We start from the raw sequence: 22,007 nt of genomic DNA, 5'->3' as shown, positions 1-22,007 counted from the left end.
GGCATCAAGCGCCCCGACGCCTCGGGGGAACCACTGTAGAATAACCACTCAACTCCATAAAAAAACCCTCAGTTTTCACTGAAGGTTCTTTGGAGGCATCAAGCGGATTCGAACCGCTGTAGAAGGTTTTGCAGACCTCTGCCTAGCCACTCGGCCATGATGCCTTAAAATCCTGCGAAGGCAGGAATCTCCTAAACCGAGGCTCAAAAGATGGCTGCAAATATAAAAATATTAATACAAATACCGCATTTTATTTCAATTACCGTTTGGCTTTCATAGTCACACTTACTTCTGCAACATCGCCTCCAATAGGTGGGTTGACCTTAGCCACAGTTACTTTTACAGAGGTAACCAATTCAAGTTGAGTAAATATGCTGTCAATAATTCTCTGTCCTACATGCTCTAGTAATTTGGACCGTTTTGCCATTTCTACTTTAACTATTTTCTGAAGGTGAACATAATCAACTGTATCATTTAACTCGTCACTCTTTGCAGCATGAGTGAGATCGGCTTTTACTGAAAGATTTACTAAATAATCTGATCCAATTTTACCTTCCTCAATTAGGCAACCGTGAAAAGCATAGATCTTTATGTTTTTTAAACGTATGGTACTCATAAATGGCATTTTGGCAAAGATACGAATCCCGTTGTAGTTGGGGTATTTAATGCGTTAAGTTATTAGTGAAATAGTTACCTTTGTGCATTATTTTTATACTATGGCAAACGAAACAGAATCCCTCAATTTTATTGAGCATATCATTGAAGACGACTTATCTTCCACACATTCCAAGGACAAACTCCGATTTAGATTCCCGCCTGAACCCAATGGTTATTTGCATATTGGACATGCTTCGGCTATCTGTCTAAATTTTGGATTAGGAAAAAAGTATAATGCTCCTGTAAATCTAAGGTTTGACGATACGAATCCGGCAAAGGAAGAACAGGAATTTGTCGATGCAATAAAAAGAGATGTTGAATGGCTGGGATTTGAATGGGATACCGAATGTTATGCTTCAGATTATTTCCAACAGTTGTATGATTGGGCTGTTCAATTGATAAAAGAAGGTAAAGCTTACGTAGATTCTCAAACTTCCGAAGCTATGGCACAACAGAAAGGAACTCCAACAACCACAGGAACCGCAAGCCCTTTTCGCGATCGTCCTATTGAAGAAAACCTCTCGCTTTTGGAGAAAATGAAGAATGGTGAATCGGAAGCTGGCGAACATGTTTTGCGCGCAAAAATCGATATGAGCTCACCTAATATGTTGATGCGAGATCCAGTAATGTATAGAACGTTGCACAAGCATCATCACCGAACGGGAACCGATTGGAAAATATTCCCAATGTACGATTGGACCCATGGCGAAAGTGATTACATAGAACAGGTATCTCACTCGTTCTGTACACTCGAATTTCAGCCTCATAGAGAGCTTTATGATTGGTTTTTGGACCAAGTGTACGATAGTGATAAACTACGCCCTAAGCAGCGTGAATTTGCCCGCAGGAATTTAAGTCATACAGTGGTTAGCAAACGAAAACTGGCTAGATTGGTAGAAGAAGGTGTTGTTAACGGTTGGGATGATCCTCGTATGCCTACAATTTCCGGTTTAAAGAGAAGAGGATATACACCCGAATCGATTCGGAATTTCGTTGAGAGTATTGGCGTTGGAAAGCGTGATAATCTTATAGATGTATCACATTTGGAATTTAATGTTCGGGAGGATTTAAACAAGATAGCACCAAGAGTAATGGCAGTGCTGGACCCTGTGAAATTGGTGATTACCAATTATCCTGAAGGTGAAACAGAATGGTTAGATGCAGAGAACAATCAGGAAGATGAAGCTGCTGGCTTCCGAAAAGTACCATTTTCTAGAGAATTGTATATTGAAAGAGAAGATTTCAAAGAAGAAGCGAATAGAAAATACTTCAGACTTACTATCGACAAAGAGGTTAGATTGAAGAATGCTTATATTATTAAAGGTGAAAGTGTTGTAAAAGATTCCGAAGGAAATATTACAGAAATACATTGTACCTACGACCTTGATAGCAAAAGTGGCAGTGGTAGCGAAGCTTCTCTTCGGAAAGTAAAAGGTACATTACACTGGGTTTCTATTAAGGAAGCATTAGAAATTGAAGTTAGAATTTATGACCGTTTGTTCTCCGATCCTTCACCGGATACTCATAAGGACAAGGATTTTATGGAGTTTATAAACCAGGATTCTCTTCAAGTTATTACCGGATACGCAGAACCCAGTTTACAAGAGGCAAAACCGGAAGATAAATTTCAGTTTCAGCGGTTAGGATATTTCGTCGTTGACAAAGATAGTGGGCCAGATAAAATAGTTTTCAATAGAACGGTCGCACTTCGTGACTCCTGGGCAAAGCTGAATTAGTAAAGTTAATTGGGTTACGGTTTTAACATTGAATGATTTGTTTAGGGAAGAGTTTAAGAATAATTGGCTATAAAACTCTGATTTTAAGACAATTTTATACATTGTAATTCAACTATTAACCGGTTATTAACAATGCCTGAGTTTTAACATTTGTATCTTTGAGAGACAGTTATTAATCAATTAAAACAAAAAACATGGCATCAAATACCGGACAAACATTATTGGCTATCTTAACAGGAGCAGCAATTGGAGCAGGAATAGGAATTTTATACGCTCCAGATAAGGGTTCAAAAACCAGAAGCAAAATAAGCAAAGAGACAAAAAAAGCTCAAAAACAGCTTAACAAACAAGTGAAGGCAACGACCGAAAACTTAAGTGAAAAAGCTCAGAAAGCAAGATTAAACTTCGAGCAAAAACTAGAAAGCACTTTGTCTTCTGCAAGTTATAAGGCAGATGACATTTTAGTTGCAATGGAAGAGAAATTAGAAGCATTGCGAGTACAGAATGCAAGACTTCAGAAGGATTCGACTCTTGCTAATGCAAAAGCAAAAATAAAAAAGGCGACAGTTTAATATGGCATTTGATTCCCTTTCAGACAACATAGAAAAGTCGGGGAGTAAAGCACAAGAGTACCTAAAAAACAGTTCGGAGTATTATAAGCTTCGATCCTTTAAAACCATTTCCAAGACAGTAATATCCTTGGTAACCTTTTTAACAGTAGGGATTTTTCTATTGTTGGTTTTATTCTTTTTTTCGGTAGGTGCGGCTCTTTGGTTAGGAGATATCATTGACAGTAGATATGCTGGATATTTTATTGTCGGTGGATTTTATATTTTAATCATACTGATCATTTTACTATTTGGTAAAAAATCAATTGAAAAACTTATACTGACGAAGTTTTCAGATATTTTCTTCGATAATGATTCAGATCCGGAGCCGGATGTATTAACTAGTATTATGGCCAACAAAGAGGAAAAGAAAGAGGAAAAGAATGAGGAGATATAGAACATTCGAGGAGGTAGATAAAGACCTGAAAATACTTCAGTTGCAATCTGAAATCAATAAGGAAGAGTTAAAACTTAACTTATCGGAGACAAAAGAAAGCTTATCTCCATCTAAACTGATAACTGGTCTTGTTGGAAGCTTAACAACAAGTGCAATTCTTTTAAAATTATTAACCCCAATTATTGGGTTTGCAATAAATAGATATTTAAGACGCAAATCCTAAGGGGATGTTTACCAGCAAAAAAAACCCTTCAGTTTAACTGAAGGGTTTTTTGATTTAATACGTTAGATCTTCACCTTCTGGTGCTCTCGGTGGCGGCGGTGTTCTTTTCTGTTTATTGGTAATACCCTTTGCTTCATTGTCCTTTTTCATCTGTTCCCCAATTTGATTACTCGCAACAAAAGAAGCGATCATTTCATTTAACATATTACTTCCTGCCTGTGGAGAATTAGGCAGTAAAATAAGATTGCTATTGGTATGTTCTCCTATGGATTGAAGTGTATCATAGTGTTGTGTAACCACAATTAATGCTGAAGCTTCCTGAGAATTAATACCAACATTGTTTAATACATCTACACTTTCTTCTAGTCCTCTGGCAATTTCTCGTCGTTGATCTGCGATACCCTGTCCTTGTAAGCGTTTACTCTCTGCTTCGGCACGTGCTTTAGCAACTATTTTAATTCGTTCAGCTTCAGCTTCGTATTCGGCGGCCACTTTTTCTCGTTCGGCAGCGTTTATACGATTCATAGCGGCTTTTACTTGTATATCCGGATCAATATCCGTCACTAAAGTTTTAATAATATCGTAACCATAATTGATCATAGCTTCATTCAGCTCCGTTTTAACTGCAATGGCAACATCATCTTTTCTTTCAAAAACATCATCTAGTTTCATTTTAGGAACTTCGGCACGTACTACATCAAACACGTAGGAAGTAATTTGATCGTGAGGACTTTCAAGCTTATAAAAAGCATCATATACCTTCTCTTTTAGCACCTGAAATTGTACGGAAATCTTTAGTCGAACAAAAACGTCATCTTTCGTTTTAGTTTCAACCATCACATCTAACTGCTGAATTTTTAAATTAATTCTTCCTGCAATCCGATCAAAAACAGGAATTTTAAAATGAAGTCCCGAGTTTCTAATACTTAAAAACTTTCCGAAGCGTTCTACAATTGCAGATGTTTGCTGCTTAACGGTAAATACACTAGCGATTAGAACAAAAAATCCGAACAGTAAAAAAGGTATTAATAAAATTGACCATCCCATATTATAATTTTTAAATTGGTTACATTTTTGAAGATACAAAAATAAAGCTACTTTTATCAGCTCTAAATTCCATCCTTATATGAGTCTTAAATCTCTTACGTTTGTTACTATTTGTTTCCTTTTATTTCAACAAGCGAACGCACAACGAAATTACGAAGAATACAACCGGATTGGTTTAACTGGAGGACTCATCTTGTTCGACATTAATACCGATAATTTGGTGACAGAACAAGGAAATGGATTTGAGGGCGGACTTACAACCAGAGGTTCTTTCAGGGGACCATTCGACCTCATTTTTGGGGTTAGCTTTTACGATAGTAATATTGGGATACAGGGAAGACCCATTCTAACTGGCGATCCAGTTTTTATAAATTACAATTTAATGGCTGCACAGGTTGGAATACTTGGAAGTTTAAATATTATTAAACACCATCTGAGTTTAGAATTTGGCCCTATCCTCAATGTAAATAGTAAGTTAGAAGTAGATAACGATAGATTTAACGACTACATTTTAGAGGGCTATTCTACCCTAACAGCGAAAGATATTCAGGATATCAACAGAATTAATTTTCGTGCTGCCGCTGGAATTACAGCTGGACTAGAAGTATTTAGATTAAGTGCTATGTACCAATATGGCGTTTCAAACATGCTTGGAAAACTAAGCGACCAGGGTCTGGAGAGCAAGGATTTTGAAGGTCACAGTAGCACCATAGTATTTGCTGCAACCTTCTATTTTTAAGCAGTTAAATTACTTTTAACGCATTCTCAATACGCTTGATCGTTTCTTCTTTTCCTAAAAGTGAAGCAATTTCAAAAACATCAGGGCCTTTCATATCACCAACTAAAGCAAGTCGGAGAGGCATCATTACTTTTCCAAAACCAATATCTTTTGAAGTGATCCATCCTTTTATAGCTTCGGAAAGATTTGCTGCGGAAAAATCTTCTGTACTTTTTACAATGTCTAAAACACTGTTTAATAGTTCGGGTGTTTCTGGCTTGAATGCTTTAGCTGAAGCTTTTTCGTTATAGTTTTCAGGAGTGACAAAAAAGAAACTTCCTTGCTCCCACAGATCTTCAACAAAGGTGGCCCGCTCTTTTAACATAGAGACTATCAATGTCAGGTTGAGCACAGTCGAAACCTCTTTCTCCTTTAATAGACCTTTGAATTGCGCAGCTAATACATCGTTGTCCATTTGCTGAAGATACTGATGCTGAAACCACTTCGTTTTCTCGGGATCGAACTTCGCACCTGCCTTGTGAACACGTTCTATTTCGAAAGCTTCTACCAATTCAGTTAAACTAAAAATTTCCTGCTCCGTACCCGGGTTCCATCCTAAAAATGCCAACATATTTAGCACAGCTTCCGGTAAATACCCGTCTTCTCGATAACCTGAAAAAACATCACCATCTGCAGTTTTCCATTCCAAAGGAAATACCGGAAAGCCCATTTTATCGCCATCGCGCTTACTTAATTTCCCTTTTCCTTCAGGCTTCATAATCAAAGGTAAATGTGCAAACTGAGGCGCATCCCACCCAAAAGCTCTATACAATAAAACGTGCAATGCCATCGAAGGAAGCCATTCTTCCCCACGAATCACATGACTGATTTTCATTAAATGATCATCAACTATGTTAGCTAAATGATAAGTTGGCATCCCATCACTTTTAAATAACACTTTATCATCCAATACATTAGTGTCGATTTGAATATCTCCACGAATCATATCTTTTAAATGCAAAGTCTCAGCTTCCGGAGATTTAAAACGAATAACATAGTCAGTACCTTTGTTTAGTAGTTCTTGTACTTCAGCTTCAGAAAGAGCCAAAGAGTTCTTTAGTTTTAGACGATTGTGCCAATTATAAATAAAGGTCTTTCCTTTTGCCTCGTGATCTTTTCGGTGTGCGTCAAGCTCTTCCGAAGTATCAAAGGCATAATACCCATTTCCGGAGTTAATCAACTCATCGGCGTATTGCTTATATAAATCCTTACGCTCACTTTGGCGGTAAGGACCACAATCGGCTTCCTTTCCTGGACCTTCATCAAAAGGAATATTCATCCAGTTTAACGCTTCAACGATATAATCTTCGGCGCCTTCTACATATCTGTTTTGGTCGGTATCTTCTATTCGCAATAGAAAATCACCCCCATGTTTCTTAGCAAACAAATAATTGAATAAGGCGGTCCTTACCCCACCAATATGAAGGGGGCCTGTTGGACTTGGAGCGAAACGTACACGTACTTTTTGAGACATAATAACTACCTGCGAAAGCAGGTATCTTTTTTAATTAAACCTAGTCATCTGCAGCAAGCACAGAAACTGTTTAAAAGATGAAACTTAATTGAAGCGGCAAAGGTAATAATTATGTAAGAGACTATTTTGTAGGAATTGTTATCTTTCGCTATCTAAATTTGATGTATGAAAACTCTTTTCACTTTATTATTATTTTCTATTGCCTCCATTTGTACGGCTCAATGGGTAGAATTGGGACAAGAAATTTTTGGAGAGACCGATGATTTTTTCACTGGGACTTCCGTAGCTATGAATGGTACAGGGGATGTAGTAGCTGTTTACGATTCTTTCATTAATGGAACAAATGCAGGTCGCGTTAGAGTTTTTGAGCTTCAGAATAATGTTTGGACACAAATTGGCAACGATATTCCAGGTTTGCTCGGTAATGGACTAAGCGATGGACGGGTGCAAATGAATTCCTCGGGAACACACATTATTCTTGGCAATTCGAATCACGAGTTTAATGGAGAATACTCAGGTGGTGTGCGTGTTTTTGAATTACTGAACGATTTTTGGGTACAAGTAGGCAATACATTATATGGTGCTGAGCAAGATTATTGGTATGGCATTGATGTAGGGATTGACGAAGCAGGAACTACGATAATTGTTGGAGCGAATCAAACTACTGCTTTTGTTTCAGCACCTGGTTTTGCAGAAGTTTTTGAAATTGACAACAACGTATGGATACTGAAAGGTCAGCGTATTGTTGGGACGGCCAATGAAGATAATACAGGAACCTCTGTTTCAATAAGTGATAATGGTGAGATTATTGCCGTTTCTTCACCAGAAAATGATACTGCAGGCTCAAATGCTGGCAAAGTAGAGGTCTTTGAGTTTAATGGTAACAGTTGGGCCTTAAAAGGAAATTCGATTTATGGTGAGAATGAAGATGAAGTTATGGGTTATTGTATTGTTGGCGGGAGTGCAATCGACCTAAATGATAATGGAACGATACTAGCAATTTCATCCATGGGGCATAACCAAAACAATATCCATGGAAAAGTTCAGGTTTTCGAATTTCAAAATGCAATCTGGAATCAGTTGGGCACTAGTATCCCGGGTACTGTCGAAAGTGGTAATTTTGGTCAGTCGGTAGAATTAAATAGACTGGGAAATATTGTGTCAATTGGCGCTCCGTTCGATGGGACTGATCCCCATGGTAGTGCACGTGTTTTTAGGTACGATGGATCAATTTGGATGCAGGCGGGTGAGACACTTTCTACCATTAATGAGTCACCGCCCACAGCATTTGGTTGGTGTACTGCAATAAATGATCTTGGAAATAAAATTGCAGTGGGTGTACCCCTGAAGAAAATAAATTCAAGTAATGTAGGGAGTGTGATCGTTTATGAAAATGACAGTATTCTCTCAATTCCGAATCTGAGTTCTTCTGAATTTGGAATACAACTCTTTCCCAACCCAAACAACGGCAGGTTTTCTCTTAATTTTTCTGAAGAAATTGATATTACCGCAGTGACAGTTGTTGATGCTATAGGGAAGATTGTTTATTCTGAAAGAAATATCCCGAGTAGTACTTTTGAAATAGATCATAACTTCACAGCTGGGGTTTATTTTGTGAATGTTGTTTCTAATACTTCCGAAGCAACCATAAAAATGATCGTAGAATAGCTTGTGGAGTAATTTTTGCTGTTGAAATAAAATTGTAATTTAGAAGTTTTCCTTTTAAGGAGTTGAACTATGAGCACATTTGGCGTCATTCAGCAAAAGCTGGAACAATTTATAAAGAAGTACTATACTAATGAGTTGATTAAAGGAACTATTCTTTTTTTCGCGATTGGACTGCTATACTTTTTGCTCACATTACTTGTGGAGTACTTTCTATGGTTAAGCCCAACAGGAAGGACGGTTCTTTTCTGGACTTTTGTCGTGGTGGAAGCAGGCTTATTTTTTCGGTTTATCGCAAAACCACTGGCTAAGTTGTTTAAGCTTCAGAAAGGGATAACTCACGAAGAAGCTTCAACAATTATTGGCAGTCATTTTCCGCAGGTAAGTGATAAGTTGTTGAATGTCATACAGTTAAATCAGAATCAGCGAGAATCTGAGTTGCTTTTGGCTAGTATCGATCAAAAAGCTTCAGAAATACAACCGGTTCCTTTTAAAAGCGCCATCAACTTCAGAAAAAACATTAAATACCTAAAATATGCTGCCATCCCGGTTCTTATTTTCGTTTTGGTAAGTGTGATAGGTGACAAAGATACTTTTTCAAGTAGCTACAAAAGAGTGGTTAATTACGATACTGCTTATGAACCACCTGCACCTTTCAGCTTTTATGTTTTAAATAGTGAGCTAAGTGCTATAGAAAACAAGAGTTATACTATCAAGGTGCGAACAGAAGGAACGGTATTGCCCGAAAATGCCAGCATAAGTTTTAACGATGAATCTTACTATCTACAACAGACTGCTCCGGGGATGTTCGAATACACCTTTTTACAACCTTCGGAAGCAATTGATTTTAAATTAATTGGAAATAAAGTCACTTCTAAAGATTATCACTTGGACGTGATTAAAACCCCGTCTTTACTTGGGTTCGAGATGGTTCTTGATTACCCCGGCTATACAGGAAAACGAGATGAAGTGCTTAAAAGCTCCGGAAATGCAACAGTTCCTGAAGGGACTAGAGTCACCTGGAATGTAAATACAAAAAACACTTCTAGTGTCGCATTGAAAGTAAAAGATACAAGCTACCAATTTTCAGAAAAAGACAGACAATTCAATTTTCAGAAAGGGATTTATTCAAAACTGGATTATGCCATTACTACTTCGAACGAGCGATTAAAAGATTATGAAAATTTGTCGTTTACTTTAGGGGTGGTAAAGGATGCCTATCCTGAAATAGACGTACAATCAAAACAAGACAGTACCGAAAGTCAGATAATCTATTATTTAGGACGTGTGAGTGATGATTACGGGCTGACAAAACTGCGATTGGTTTATTTTCCTGAAGGGGAAGAACAACAAATGAAATCGCAGCCGCTTCAGTTAAACAAAACAAATTTTGATCAGTTTGTTTATACATTCCCGGGGAACTTGCCTCTCACTGAAGGAACGGCCTATGAATACTATTTCGAAGTGTTCGACAATGATGCTATTCATAAATACAAATCCAGTAAATCGGCAATTTTTTCGTACCGAAAATTAACTAAAGATGAATTGGAGAATGAGCAGCTTCAGAATCAGGATAACTCTATAAAAGGATTAGATAAAACTTTAGAACAATTAAAAGATCAGGATAAAACTTTAGAAGAACTGAAAAGAACTCAGAAAGAGAAAAAGGAACTGAATTGGAATGACAAAAAGAAACTTGAGAATTTCATCAAGAGGCAGAAGCAACAGGAAGAAATGATGAAAAATTTTTCCAAAGAATTGAAAGAGAATTTGGAGAATTTTCAGCCGGAGAATGAAGAGAAAGATCCTTTCAAAGAACAACTAAAAGATCGCTTACAAGAGAACGAAGAGAAACTTAAGGAGAATGAAAAGCTTTTGGACGAGTTAGAAAAACTTCAGGAGAAAATAGAAAAGGAAGAATTAGGCGATAAACTCGATAAACTAGACAAACAGAATAAAAATCAGGAAAAGAATCTGGAGCAGCTACTTGAGTTAACTAAGCGGTATTATGTAACTAAAAAGGCTGAGAAATTGGCTGAAGAGATTTTTAAATTAGGAGAAGAGCAGGAAAAACTAGCTGACGAACCTGAGGAAAAAAACACTAAAGAGGAGCAAGAGAAATTGAACGAGAAGTTCGATGAGTATAAGAAGGAAAAAGAAGAACTTGAAAAGGAAAATGAGGAATTAAAGAAACCTATGGACATGCCCGATGATAAGGGTGATGAACAAGAAGTGGATAAAGAACAGCAAAAGGCTACTGAAAGCCTAGATCAAGAGAAGAAGGAAGCTGCGAAAGGTAGTCAGAAGAAAGCCGGGAAGAAGATGAAGGCGATGGGTAAAAAGATGCAGGCGAGCATGAAACAGGGACAAGGGGAAACCCTGGAAGAAGATGTTGAAATGCTGCGACAAATTCTCGACAACCTTGTGGTATTTTCTTTCGAACAGGAAGATTTGATGAAAGAATTTAAGAAGACGGATTATGGAAATCCGATCTTTGGGAAAAAGTTGAATGTACAGAATGACCTTAAACTGAATTTCGAACATATTGATGACAGCTTGTTTTCTTTATCATTACGACAGCCCTTAATTAGTACGAAAATCAACGAGTCGCTGACCGATGTTCAATACAATCTCGAAAAGTCTTTGGAGCGATTGGCAGAAAACCAGATGAGTCAGGGAATATCTAGTCAGCAATACACTGTTACAGGTGCCAACGAATTGGCAATTTTATTGAGTGATTTGCTTAACAGTATGCAGATGCAGATGATGGGACAAGGTTCGGGTAGTGGTGGAAAGGGAAAACCCGGAATGGGTGATGGTGAGGGCGGACAAGGTTTTCAGTTACCCGACATTATTAAAAAGCAGGAAAGTCTTTCAGAAAAAATGAAAGAAGGAATGGAAAAGGGAAAGAAGGAAGGACAGGGAAAAGAAGGTAAAGGTAGCAAAGGCAAGGGTGAAGGAGAAGGTAAAGGTGAAGGTGATGGAGATGGTGACGGGGAAGGTCAGGAAGGCGAAAATGGTCGCGATGGAAAAGAAGGCAAGGACGGAAAAGAGGGTAAAGGAGAAGGAGATAATGAAGACATGAACGGCGAGCTCTATGAGATATATAAGCAACAACAGCAATTAAGACAGCAATTAGAAGACAGATTGAGCAAGGAAGGTTTAAAAGGCAATAGTGACCTCTTGAGGCAAATGGAAGGTGTAGAACAGCAGTTGTTAGATAAAGGGTTTAATGAGCAAACTCTTAAAAAGATGCTAGAATTGCAATATGAGTTATTGAAATTGGACAAAGCAGATTTTGAACAAGGCCAAGAGACTAAACGAGAATCTCAAACCAACAGGAACAGTTTTCAAAACAAACTTAGAATGTCGCCTGAAGACGTAAAAAAATACTTCAATACTACAGAGATTTTGAATCGGGAGGCTTTACCTTTGCGCCAGGAATATAAGCAGAAAGTACAGACTTATTTTAAAACTAAAGATGATTGATTTTTCGAGTCAGACAGATTATGAACTTCAGCAAGAAGGAGAAGTTTCAAAATGGATTTCGACTATAATTGCTTCGGAAGAATTTGCAGAAGGAGATATTAGTTATGTGTTTTGCGATGATGATTATCTTCATAATCTCAACAAGGAGTTTTTAGACCACGACACGCTTACCGATATTATTAGTTTCGATTATTCCCTCGGAAAGCAAATTCATGGCGAAATTTATATTTCAGTTGATAGGGTACTGGATAATTCTAAGACTTTTGAAACTGCTTTTATTGATGAATTACACCGCGTAATGATTCATGGAATACTTCACTATTGTGGTTACAAAGATAAATCTAAAGCTGATGCGACTTTGATGCGGGAAAAGGAAAATTCGGCATTAAAGTCACGAACATTCCTGTAGTTAGCTGATATTCAACATTTTAAACATTTAACTTGCTGATTATAAGTAATTTAGCGTATATTTGCACCCCTTTTAACGAAATCGATGTTCCACGTGGAACATTTTATAAAATATGTTTGGACAAGAGTACGATGTAATTGTAGTAGGTGGCGGTCATGCTGGTTCTGAAGCTGCGGCTGCGGCTGCAAATATGGGTTCTAGCACACTGCTAATTACCATGAACCTTCAGAATATTGGGCAAATGTCCTGCAATCCTGCTATGGGAGGAATTGCTAAAGGTCAAATAGTACGTGAGATTGATGCTCTAGGTGGTTATAGCGGGATTATTTCTGATAAGACTGCTATACAATTTAAGATGCTCAACAAATCTAAAGGACCTGCAATGTGGAGTCCGAGAGTACAGAGTGATCGCATGCGTTTTTCTGAAACCTGGAGATTGATGTTAGAGAAAACGAAGAATCTTGATTTTTATCAGGAAATGGTGTCAGGTATTATTGTGGAAGATGGAAAGATTGTCGGGGTTCGAACTTCTTTAGGTTTAGAAGTTCGGGGAAAAACTGTAGTTCTTACAAACGGTACATTTCTAAACGGACTTATACATATTGGTGAAAAACAATTTGGCGGTGGTCGAGCAGGTGAATCTGCTTCTACAGGTATTACAAAGGAATTGGTCGATCTAGGTTTTGAAAGTGGCCGAATGAAAACCGGGACGCCTCCAAGAGTTGATGGTAGATCCTTAGACTTTTCAAAAATGCTCATTCAGCCAGGAGATGAAAGACCTGAAAAATTCTCTTTTTCAGATGAAACACAAGCACTAAAAACACAACGTCCTTGTCATATGTCTTATACTAGTACATTGGTGCATGAGATGTTGAAAGAAGGGTTCGATCGTTCACCCATGTTTAATGGTTCCATAAAAAGTATTGGGCCGCGTTACTGTCCATCCATAGAAGATAAGATCAATCGATTTGCAGATAAAGACAGACATCAATTGTTTGTCGAACCGGAAGGTTGGAATACAGTTGAGTATTATATCAACGGATTTTCTACTTCTTTACCTGAGGATGTTCAGTTTAAAGCATTACGTCAGGTGGTAGGTTTTGAGAATGTAAAATTCTTCAGACCAGGCTATGCGATTGAGTATGATTATTTCCCGCCTACGCAATTAAAGCATACTTTAGAAACAAAGTTGGTTGATGGTTTGTTCTTCGCGGGACAAATTAATGGTACAACTGGATATGAAGAAGCGGCATCTCAGGGATTGATGGCTGGAATAAATGCACACTTAAAAGTACAGGAAAAGGATCCATTTATCATACAAAGAAATGAAGCTTATATCGGAGTTTTGATTGATGATTTAATTACGAAGGGAACAGAAGAACCATATCGAATGTTTACTTCCAGAGCTGAATATAGAACCTTGTTGCGACAGGATAATGCCGATTTCAGACTTACACCGATGGCGCATAAAATTGGTTTAGCTAGTGATGAGCGAATGAAAAAGATGGAAGCGAAACAGAAAAAGTCGGATGCTTTTGTAACGTTTTTTAAAGACACAAGTGTTATTCCTGAAGTTATAAATCCGATTTTGGAATCAAAGGAATCGGCAACAGTTCATCAAAGTGATAAGATGTTTAAGGTGTTTTCCAGACCGGAAATCACCATGGATGATATGCGAAAGATAGAAGATGTCGATGTGTTTATTTCGGAAAATGAATTGGATTATGATATTTTACAACAGGCAGAAATACAAGTAAAGTATGCCGGATATATAAACAAGGAAAAGAATAATGCCGATAAATTAAATCGTTTGGAAGGATTAAAGATCCCTTCAGATTTTGATTATACGAAACTGAAATCCTTATCGTATGAGGCAAGGGAAAAGCTAACTGCTATTCAACCCGCAACCATCTCACAGGCATCACGTATAAGTGGCGTTTCTCCAAACGACATTTCCGTGTTGTTAGTCTATATGGGGCGTTAGCGTATATGTTCCACGTGGAACGTTTAAAATAAAGAATTGGAAAACCTTCAGAATAAAAAACATTTGAGCACAAAAGACTTCCTTGTTAGTGGGGAGTCTTTCGATTTAATATACAACCCCCAGAAGAATTTACTGTGTACATCTCCGCAACCCAAAGCTGAAAACTTAGCTAGGTATTACGAGAGTGACTCTTATATTTCTCATACAGATGACACTAAAGGTTTGATGGCTTGGCTCTATCAAAAAGTTAAAAGCTACGCCCTGGAATCTAAGATGAGTTTAATTGAATCTCGAAATAATGGAACGACTTCCGTTTTGGATATTGGCGCAGGTACTGGTGAATTTTTAAAATTAGCTTCCGATCGAAATTGGGAAATTGCCGGAGTAGAACCCAATGAAAAAGCTCGCATGCTAGCAAACTCAAAAGGCATGAATTTGAAATCGCAAATCGATGATTTTAAATCTTCCGAATTTGATGTGGTTACCTTATGGCATGTTTTGGAACATCTTCCGGATTTGGAAACTACCATTAAAAAGATTGAAGCCTTGGTGAAGCCGAGTGGAGTTTTAATTATCGCTGTTCCGAATTATAAATCTTACGATGCTAACTATTATAAAGAATTTTGGGCGGCCTATGATGTCCCCCGACATTTATGGCATTTTTCTAAGGAGTCAATGAAAGGATTATTTTCTTCGGAAATGAAACTCGAAAAGATCAAACCAATGTATTTCGATTCTTTTTATGTGAGCCTACTTTCAGAGAAATACAAAACAAAGAACAATTTTTCCATAAAGGCACTTTTAGTTGGTTTGTGGTCGAATGTCTCCGGAATTAGAACAAAAGAGTATTCTTCTCATATTTATTGCTTCAGAAAGGCAAACTAGACGTTTTTAGGGTGTTTTAAACGAATTTTACTTGACGTTGGACAATCAGCGCCTTATTTTCTGGAACAGGCTTAATATGCCGTCGGATTTCAATTGTTTTCAATAAAAATTATTTATATCAAACCAGATGTTGAATAAATAGTACTTATGCCAATTCCTTTTTGTGAATTAGCCTGGTTAATTTGATGGAAAGATCGGTTAGAATTATTTTCGCGTTTCCATTTCTTTCAATATGATAGCTCGCTTCTTCGATAGCTTCGGTAATTTCAAAAATATTGTTCTGATGTATAAATGGAGCAAATTTTTCGATTGAAAAGCCAGAATTGGCAGATTCAAAATACAACAAGCTGTCAGCCTTATAATTCTTTAATAAGGCCTGTCTAAATATTTCGTTACAGTACGAAAGAAATTTCTTTTGTGTTTCTCTTCCTTTTCCGGCGATTGATTCACTCCAGACCAACAATTCATTTATGGCCCCTTTATTTCCTTTGGCTCTAAAGGCAGTTCGAACCCAGGAAACAAACCACTCTTCGAAGACAAGATCGTCGCTGTCGTTTTCGAGTATATGCAAGGCTTTATTAAAATCTCCATTCGCTTGTCTGCTAATATTTGCGGCTTTTGCTTCTGGAACTGAACGTTTCTCTACTAAAGAATTAAGAATATCAGATTCCGAAAGCAATGGAAGTTGGATTTTTTGACATCGGGACCTTATAGTAGTTATTATTTGTTCTTCGCTTTCAGTAAGTAAAAGAAGCAATGTTTTAGCAGGCGGTTCTTCGACAATTTTTAGAATTTTATTAGAGCATTCGGTGTTCATTTTATCAGCCATCCAAATGATCATTACCTTATAACCTCCTTCATACGACTTTAAAGCTAGGGTTTTTAGTAAATCCTGGGCTTCATTTACACTAATATTTCCTTGCTTATTTTCTATTCCTAAAGATTGTAACCAATCAAACAGTGATCCATAGGGGTTGTTGAGAACAAAACTTCTCCATTCCTGAGAAAAGTTGGCTGAAACGGCGTTCTTTTTAATAGAATCGTTAGTGTTTACTGGGTAAATAAAATGTAGGTCGGGATGCGATAAGTTATCCACCTTTTTTCTACAATTTTTATAGGATTCGCTGCTTTTTTCATGTGAACTACAAAGTAATTCCGCCACATAAGCAATGGCCAGTGGTAGCAGTCCGCTTCCGGCATTCCCAACAAACAATTGAGCGTGTGGAATACGGCCATTTTCAATGGTTTTTATAAGATGTGACTTGAGGTGTTTCTGACCTATGACTTCGGAAAAATCCATTCACAAAACTAATCAAATTGTGGTCTAAAAAAAAGCTATATTTGCATCTCAATTGAAGCCTATGAAAACAGTTAATGACATTGATTTTAAAGATAAAAAAGCACTAATAAGAGTCGATTTTAACGTCCCGTTGAATGATGATTTAGAGGTAACAGATGCAAGTCGGATTGAAGCTGCAAAACCAACAATTATTAAAATACTTGAAGATGGAGGCTGTGTGATTCTTATGTCTCATTTAGGTCGTCCAAAAAATAAAGAGGCTGAATTTTCTTTAAAAAATATCGTCGAAACTACAAGTGACATTCTGGGCGTTAGTGTGCGCTTTGTTGATGATTGTGTGGGGCCGATGGCCGAAGAAGCCGTTAGTTCCTGTCATCCGGGTGAAATTATCTTGCTGGAAAACCTTCGATATCATGAAGAAGAAACAAAAGGCGACAAAGATTTTGCTGAAAGTCTTTCAAAATTAGGGGATATCTACGTAAATGACGCCTTCGGAACAGCTCACAGAGCACATGCATCTACAGCTGTTATTGCAGAATTTTTCCCTGAAGATAAATGCTTCGGTTTACTATTGGCTTCAGAAATAAACAATATCAATAAGGTTCTTAATAATAGTGTGAAACCAGTGACAGCAGTGATTGGCGGCGCAAAAGTTTCTTCAAAAATAACCATTATTGAAAATATTCTAGATAAAATAGATCACCTTATTATAGGTGGCGGAATGGCGTTTACTTTTATAAAAGCAAAAGGAGGAAGTATTGGAAGTTCGCTTGTGGAAGAAGATAAGCAAGAGCTTGCGTTAGAGATTCTTGAAATGGCGAAAAAGAAGAATGTCGCTGTTCATTTACCAGTAGATGCGATAGTGGCCGATAGCTTTTCAGATATGGCCAATATAATGACCGAGCCTATAGATAAAATTTCTGATGGATGGATGGGATTAGATACTGGTGCTAAAACAAATGAAATTTTTGCTAATGTCATTAAAGAATCGAAGACCATCCTATGGAATGGTCCGGTGGGTGTTTTTGAAATGGAGTCATTTGCCGCTGGAACGATATCTTTGGGAAAAGCGATTGCAGCATCAACTGCCAATGGTGCTTTCTCGTTAGTGGGTGGAGGTGATTCTGTTGCAGCTGTTAAAAAGTTCAATTTTGACAAAAAAGTTAGTTATGTTTCTACTGGAGGAGGTGCTATGTTGGAAATGCTGGAAGGAAAAACACTTCCCGGAATTCAGGCAATTCTCGATTAATAAGCAATATAAAAGCTTAGTTTTCAATTATTTGTGACATATATTTGTCTTTAAATTTCAATTTCCTATTTTTAGCAAAATTTAAAACATTTCCCTACGTTATAATTCCCCTATGAATCTACAATCAATTCTTGGTATACTTCTTTTTAGTTTTGGCGTTAGCATGGCTCAAGAAGTTGTTGTTAAAACCGATTCCCTTCCGAAAAAACACATACAAATTATAGATTCGATCACCGTTCAACAAGTTTCGAGTGATTTACCTACAACTGTGATCGCAACTAAAGTAAAGGACACAATGGTTTTTGCTTTGGAAGATATGGCAAATGCCAGAAAATACGACAGTCTTTGGCTAAAGGAATTGTATAATTCTGAATTATTTGAGGAAGTTTATGGTCTCGTTTCCAATCAGAATTTTGTGCCGGTCGACTACGAAGAATTACCCACCGAACTTCTGAAACAACGCCTTGAAGAACTAAATGCACGAACTCCATTTAACGTAGAGTACAATCCTTCTTTGGAGAGTGTGATCAAGGGATATTTAAAACATCGTCGCAAATCATTTGCGAACTTAATGGCATTGAGCGATTATTACTTTCCTATGTTCGAGCAGGAACTTGATAAGCACAACTTACCATTGGAAATGAAATATCTCGCCATTGTCGAGTCTGCATTAAACCCACGGGCCCAGTCCAGGGTTGGCGCTACGGGTCTTTGGCAATTTATGTACGCTACCGGTAAAATGTTTGGATTGGACGTAAGTTCGTATGTAGATGAGCGTTCGGATCCTATTTTGGCGACCGAAGCGGCCTGTAAGTATCTAAAAAGTCTTTATGGTAGTTTAGAGGATTGGGATTTGGCGCTGGCAGCCTACAATTCGGGTCCCGGAAATGTTTCTAAAGCCATAAGAAGATCTGGCGGAAAGACCAATTACTGGAATCTAAGACCACATCTTCCACGTGAAACAGCAGGTTATGTACCCGCTTTTTTGGCGACCATGTATATCTTCGAATTTGCCGAAGAACATGGTTTTGAAAGCAATGGCCCCAGAATTCCTTATATCGCAACCGATACAATTCGAGTAAAGAAAAGAATATCATTAGAACAAGTCTCTCAGGTAGCCAATATGGACCTGGCGGAATTAGAGTTTTTAAATCCGTCGTATAAACTAGGGATTATTCCGGTTGTAAAAGATGAAGAGTATATGTTGCGTTTACCGGTAGATTTGGTAGGCAAATTCATAACTAATGAGGAGGCTATTTACGCCTACGCCGATTCAGAATTCAATAAACGTGAAAAGGCAATGCCCGAATTATTGGAACAATCAGATCGTATTCGTTATAGAGTAAGAAGCGGAGATTATTTAGGTAAAATCGCGAACCGTTATGGCGTCTCAGTATCACAAATTATGCGATGGAATGGATTGCGGAGTAATAGATTAAAAATAGGTCAGAGACTAACCATTCATCCTAGAAAAACAGTAGCTTCATCTAAACCAAAGACATCCAGCGCTAAACCTAAGGCAGATGAAACTGCGAGCACCTATACCGTTAAAAACGGAGATTCTTTATGGAGTATTTCTCAAAAATATCCTGGTGTTACTGTCGATAAAATTAAAAGTTGGAACGATATTAGTGGTAACAATTTAAAACCGGGCACGAAACTCAAAATTCAAAAAGGTTAATTTTCTACTTTTATTCTCAAGGAAATTCCTTTTCAAAGCCCTTAATTTGTATTCAAAAGTTAGGCGTGGAAGCACCATCGCAAAGTAGAACTATATTATACCGCTTTATGAAACCCATATTTTACACTCTTCTTACAGTTTTGTTTTTAGTTTCCTGCAACGATGGGGCTAAGAAAGACAATTCCTATTTACCAACATCACTTGGAAATATCAATACCTTACAAGTTATCACTCCAAACGATCTTTGGAATGGAGAGGTTGGAGAAGAAATCAGAACTTATTTTGCTGCTCCGGCAGACGGACTTCCTCAGGATGAGCCATTGTTTTCTATGAATCAGATGCCGCCGGAAACCTATACGGGATTCGCGCGTAAATATAGGTTAGTATTACATGCTACTCTGGCGAATGAGGATACGGTTATTCTAAAAAAAGACGCTTATTCTAAACCTCAAACCATTGCTTTCGTTACCGCTACTACAAAGGAAGGATTAGCAAAATTAATAAAGGAGAATCACGCCAGAATGATTAAAGCATTTCTTAATTCTGAAATTGAGGAACGACAACGTAGAACTACTGTATCTATGATGAAATTGGATTCGCTGGGAGAAAAAATGGGAGTTACTATGAAAATTCCATCGGCATACCATATCGCCAAGGCAGAAGATAATTTCTATTGGATAAGAAAAGAGTTAAAGTCGGGAAGCACAAATATCATTGTTTATCAAGTACCTCTCAATATGATAGGAAATGACAGTACTACCGTTGCTGATATAATAAAAGTGCGAGATTCAATTGGCTTGAAGTTTCTTCCTGTGGAGGATGATGGCGTTTTTATGACCGCAGACGATTATGCACCTTACTTTTTTACATCTGAGATAGATGGAAAACCCGCATTCGAAACAAAAGGAATTTGGCAGGTAAAAGATCAATTTATGGCAGGACCATTTCTTAATTATGCCATCCGTGATGAAGCTCACAATAGATATTTGATTCTGGAAGGCTTTACCTATGCCCCTTCAGTTGAAAAAAGAGACCTTCAGTTTGAGTTGGAATCTATTCTGAAATCGGCAAAAATAAATTAAAAACATCCGCTCCCGGCCTCCCCTTCGAAGGGAAGGAGTAATTAAGCCCTCTTTATTTTACCGTTGTCATTTTCAGAAGACTAAAATAAAAAACCCTGCTGATACAGTATCCAGCAGGGTTTTTTATTCCGAAGAGAACCATAAAACGATTCTTATTTCAGAAGAAATTATTTTTTATCGTCTATTTTATTTCCAGCTTCATCTTCTTTTGAAGCATCTTTAAATTCTTTGATACCACTTCCTAATCCTCTCATCAATTCAGGGATTTTTCTTCCACCAAATAACAGTAATATTACAACTGCGATGAGCACTATTTGTGGCCAACCTATCACTAATGGTATTATTGCTAAGCTCATTGTATTTAATTTTAAAGCACAAAGATAATAAGAAATACTAAGAAAGAACGTTTTCAAATAAAGTTTAGCGTACAGGCCAAGCAGTTTATTTTATATTTGTAATCCACAAGCTCAAAAAATGGCTGAAAAAGAAAAGAGATCGAGAAAAATAAGGAAAAAGCTGCTTCATAAGTACCGCCTGGTAGTGCTTAATGAAGACACTTTTGAAGAACGATTTTCCTTTAAGCTAAACAGGCTTAACGTCTTTGTTTTCAGTACAATTCTGGCATTTTTTCTAATTGGCTTTACTACATTACTCATTGCATTTACACCCTTACGAGAGTATATTCCCGGCTATTCTTCTACTGCTTTAAAGAAGAAGGCGACCGACCTTACCTTCAAAACAGACTCTTTGCAGCGACTTATTACCATAAATGAGCAATACGTCGCTTCTATACGCAAAGTGCTCACTGGGGACGTTAAAATGGTTGATTTCAACAAGGATTCGATCATCGAGGCTGCGAAGAGAGATACAACAATTGCTATTCTAACAGCGTCCAAGCAGGATTCACTGCTAAGGGACAAAGTGGCTCAAGAGGATAAATACAATCCATTAACCAATGTTTCTGAAGTAAACTACAGATTGTTTGCGCCAGTTAAAGGCATGATTTCAGAAAAATACGATCCCTTGAAAAAGCATTTCGGTGTAGATGTTGTTGCTGTAAAAGATGCACCGGTGAAAGCCACTTCAGATGGCACGGTTATCTTCGCAGAATGGACGGCAGAAACGGGTTATGTGATTATTTTGGAGCATAAAGATAATTTATTATCGGTGTATAAGCATAACGCCGTTCTTAATAAACAGCAGGGACAACAAGTAAAAGAGGGTGAAGTGATCGCCATCGTAGGTAATAGTGGTGAGCATACTACCGGACCGCATTTGCACTTCGAATTGTGGAGCAATGGCTACCCAATAAATCCAACTAATTTCATTGATTTTGATTAATA

19 protein-coding genes and 1 tRNA gene are annotated in these 22,007 nt (G+C 37.6%); 14 read left to right on the top strand and 6 right to left on the bottom strand.

What is annotated here, in order from left to right; all coding sequences use genetic code 11:
- Positions 1-90: 90 nt before the first annotated feature.
- Together BXY75_RS02085 and folB are read right to left on the bottom strand one after the other, a co-directional pair.
- Positions 91-164, bottom strand: a tRNA-Cys gene (locus BXY75_RS02085).
- 95 nt (positions 165-259) lie between these two features.
- On the bottom strand, positions 260-616 hold the full coding sequence (folB, locus tag BXY75_RS02080; RefSeq protein WP_121906585.1) for a dihydroneopterin aldolase: 357 nt from the start codon (positions 614-616) through the stop codon (positions 260-262).
- A 100-nt stretch (positions 617-716) separates the two neighbouring features.
- Between folB and BXY75_RS02075 the strand changes: the two genes are divergently transcribed.
- The 4 genes from BXY75_RS02075 to BXY75_RS02060 all read left to right on the top strand — a co-directional run bounded on the left by BXY75_RS02075 (position 717) and on the right by BXY75_RS02060 (position 3,621).
- Positions 717-2,393: a glutamine--tRNA ligase/YqeY domain fusion protein gene (locus BXY75_RS02075; RefSeq protein WP_121906037.1), complete on the top strand. Its 1,677-nt coding sequence runs from the start codon at positions 717-719 to the stop codon at positions 2,391-2,393.
- A gap of 194 nt (positions 2,394-2,587) precedes the next feature.
- On the top strand, positions 2,588-2,965 hold the full coding sequence (locus BXY75_RS02070; protein ID WP_121906036.1) for a YtxH domain-containing protein: 378 nt from the start codon (positions 2,588-2,590) through the stop codon (positions 2,963-2,965).
- Between the two features lies 1 nt (position 2,966).
- On the top strand, positions 2,967-3,398 hold the full coding sequence (locus tag BXY75_RS02065) for a phage holin family protein (RefSeq protein ID WP_121906035.1): 432 nt from the start codon (positions 2,967-2,969) through the stop codon (positions 3,396-3,398).
- Positions 3,385-3,621 carry a DUF6327 family protein gene (locus tag BXY75_RS02060; RefSeq protein WP_121906034.1) on the top strand — a complete coding sequence of 79 codons (237 nt, stop codon included), beginning with the start codon at positions 3,385-3,387 and terminating at the stop codon, positions 3,619-3,621. The genes BXY75_RS02065 and BXY75_RS02060 overlap by 14 nt, the downstream gene beginning before the upstream one ends.
- A gap of 54 nt (positions 3,622-3,675) precedes the next feature.
- Here the strand turns inward: BXY75_RS02060 and BXY75_RS02055 are convergent, their stop codons facing one another.
- Positions 3,676-4,668 carry an SPFH domain-containing protein gene (locus BXY75_RS02055; protein ID WP_121906033.1) on the bottom strand — a complete coding sequence of 331 codons (993 nt, stop codon included), beginning with the start codon at positions 4,666-4,668 and terminating at the stop codon, positions 3,676-3,678.
- Positions 4,669-4,747: 79 nt separating this feature from the next.
- Here BXY75_RS02055 and BXY75_RS02050 point away from each other — a divergent pair, with 79 nt between their 5' ends.
- The gene (locus tag BXY75_RS02050; protein WP_121906032.1) at positions 4,748-5,407 is read left to right on the top strand and encodes a hypothetical protein; all 660 of its coding nucleotides are present in this window, start codon (positions 4,748-4,750) and stop codon (positions 5,405-5,407) included.
- A 4-nt stretch (positions 5,408-5,411) separates the two neighbouring features.
- Here the strand turns inward: BXY75_RS02050 and gltX are convergent, their stop codons facing one another.
- Complete coding sequence (gene gltX / locus BXY75_RS02045; RefSeq protein ID WP_121906031.1) at positions 5,412-6,920, bottom strand: glutamate--tRNA ligase; 1,509 nt, start codon at positions 6,918-6,920, stop codon at positions 5,412-5,414.
- A gap of 165 nt (positions 6,921-7,085) precedes the next feature.
- Between gltX and BXY75_RS02040 the strand changes: the two genes are divergently transcribed.
- The 5 genes from BXY75_RS02040 (at position 7,086) to BXY75_RS02020 (ending at position 15,352) form a co-directional block, all read left to right on the top strand.
- The gene (locus BXY75_RS02040; RefSeq protein WP_121906030.1) at positions 7,086-8,588 is read left to right on the top strand and encodes a T9SS type A sorting domain-containing protein; all 1,503 of its coding nucleotides are present in this window, start codon (positions 7,086-7,088) and stop codon (positions 8,586-8,588) included.
- A 69-nt stretch (positions 8,589-8,657) separates the two neighbouring features.
- Complete coding sequence (locus tag BXY75_RS02035) at positions 8,658-12,074, top strand: DUF4175 family protein (protein WP_121906029.1); 3,417 nt, start codon at positions 8,658-8,660, stop codon at positions 12,072-12,074.
- Entirely contained in the window at positions 12,067-12,483 is a 417-nt protein-coding gene (ybeY, locus tag BXY75_RS02030) for an rRNA maturation RNase YbeY (protein WP_121906028.1), read from the top strand. Before BXY75_RS02035 ends, ybeY begins: the two co-directional genes overlap by 8 nt.
- 112 nt (positions 12,484-12,595) lie before the next feature.
- Positions 12,596-14,467, top strand: coding sequence for a tRNA uridine-5-carboxymethylaminomethyl(34) synthesis enzyme MnmG (mnmG, locus tag BXY75_RS02025; RefSeq protein WP_121906027.1), 1,872 nt, complete (start codon positions 12,596-12,598; stop codon positions 14,465-14,467).
- 63 nt (positions 14,468-14,530) lie between these two features.
- The gene (locus tag BXY75_RS02020) at positions 14,531-15,352 is read left to right on the top strand and encodes a class I SAM-dependent methyltransferase (protein WP_170152832.1); all 822 of its coding nucleotides are present in this window, start codon (positions 14,531-14,533) and stop codon (positions 15,350-15,352) included.
- Between the two features lie 145 nt (positions 15,353-15,497).
- Here the strand turns inward: BXY75_RS02020 and BXY75_RS02015 are convergent, their stop codons facing one another.
- Positions 15,498-16,652, bottom strand: a complete 1,155-nt coding sequence (locus BXY75_RS02015) for a DNA polymerase III subunit (RefSeq protein ID WP_121906025.1) — start codon at positions 16,650-16,652, stop codon at positions 15,498-15,500.
- A gap of 61 nt (positions 16,653-16,713) precedes the next feature.
- Here BXY75_RS02015 and BXY75_RS02010 point away from each other — a divergent pair, with 61 nt between their 5' ends.
- The 3 genes from BXY75_RS02010 to BXY75_RS02000 all read left to right on the top strand — a co-directional run bounded on the left by BXY75_RS02010 (position 16,714) and on the right by BXY75_RS02000 (position 20,664).
- Positions 16,714-17,901 carry a phosphoglycerate kinase gene (locus tag BXY75_RS02010; RefSeq protein ID WP_121906024.1) on the top strand — a complete coding sequence of 396 codons (1,188 nt, stop codon included), beginning with the start codon at positions 16,714-16,716 and terminating at the stop codon, positions 17,899-17,901.
- 112 nt (positions 17,902-18,013) lie between these two features.
- Entirely contained in the window at positions 18,014-19,582 is a 1,569-nt protein-coding gene (locus BXY75_RS02005) for a LysM peptidoglycan-binding domain-containing protein (protein ID WP_121906023.1), read from the top strand.
- A gap of 107 nt (positions 19,583-19,689) precedes the next feature.
- Positions 19,690-20,664 (top strand): DUF4837 family protein, encoded by a 975-nt coding sequence (locus tag BXY75_RS02000; RefSeq protein ID WP_121906584.1) that lies wholly within the window; start codon positions 19,690-19,692, stop codon positions 20,662-20,664.
- A 167-nt stretch (positions 20,665-20,831) separates the two neighbouring features.
- On the opposite strand, the gene BXY75_RS01995 is transcribed toward BXY75_RS02000, so the two are convergent.
- Positions 20,832-21,020 (bottom strand): twin-arginine translocase TatA/TatE family subunit, encoded by a 189-nt coding sequence (locus tag BXY75_RS01995; RefSeq protein WP_121906022.1) that lies wholly within the window; start codon positions 21,018-21,020, stop codon positions 20,832-20,834.
- 118 nt (positions 21,021-21,138) lie between these two features.
- Here BXY75_RS01995 and BXY75_RS01990 point away from each other — a divergent pair, with 118 nt between their 5' ends.
- Positions 21,139-22,005 (top strand): M23 family metallopeptidase, encoded by an 867-nt coding sequence (locus BXY75_RS01990; protein ID WP_121906021.1) that lies wholly within the window; start codon positions 21,139-21,141, stop codon positions 22,003-22,005.
- Positions 22,006-22,007 lie beyond the last annotated feature (2 nt).

Source organism: Ulvibacter antarcticus (assembly GCF_003688405.1).
In the GTDB taxonomy this organism is placed as follows: Bacteria; Bacteroidota; Bacteroidia; order Flavobacteriales; family Flavobacteriaceae; genus Ulvibacter; species Ulvibacter antarcticus.
This window is presented reverse-complemented; position numbering and strand designations above follow the sequence as displayed.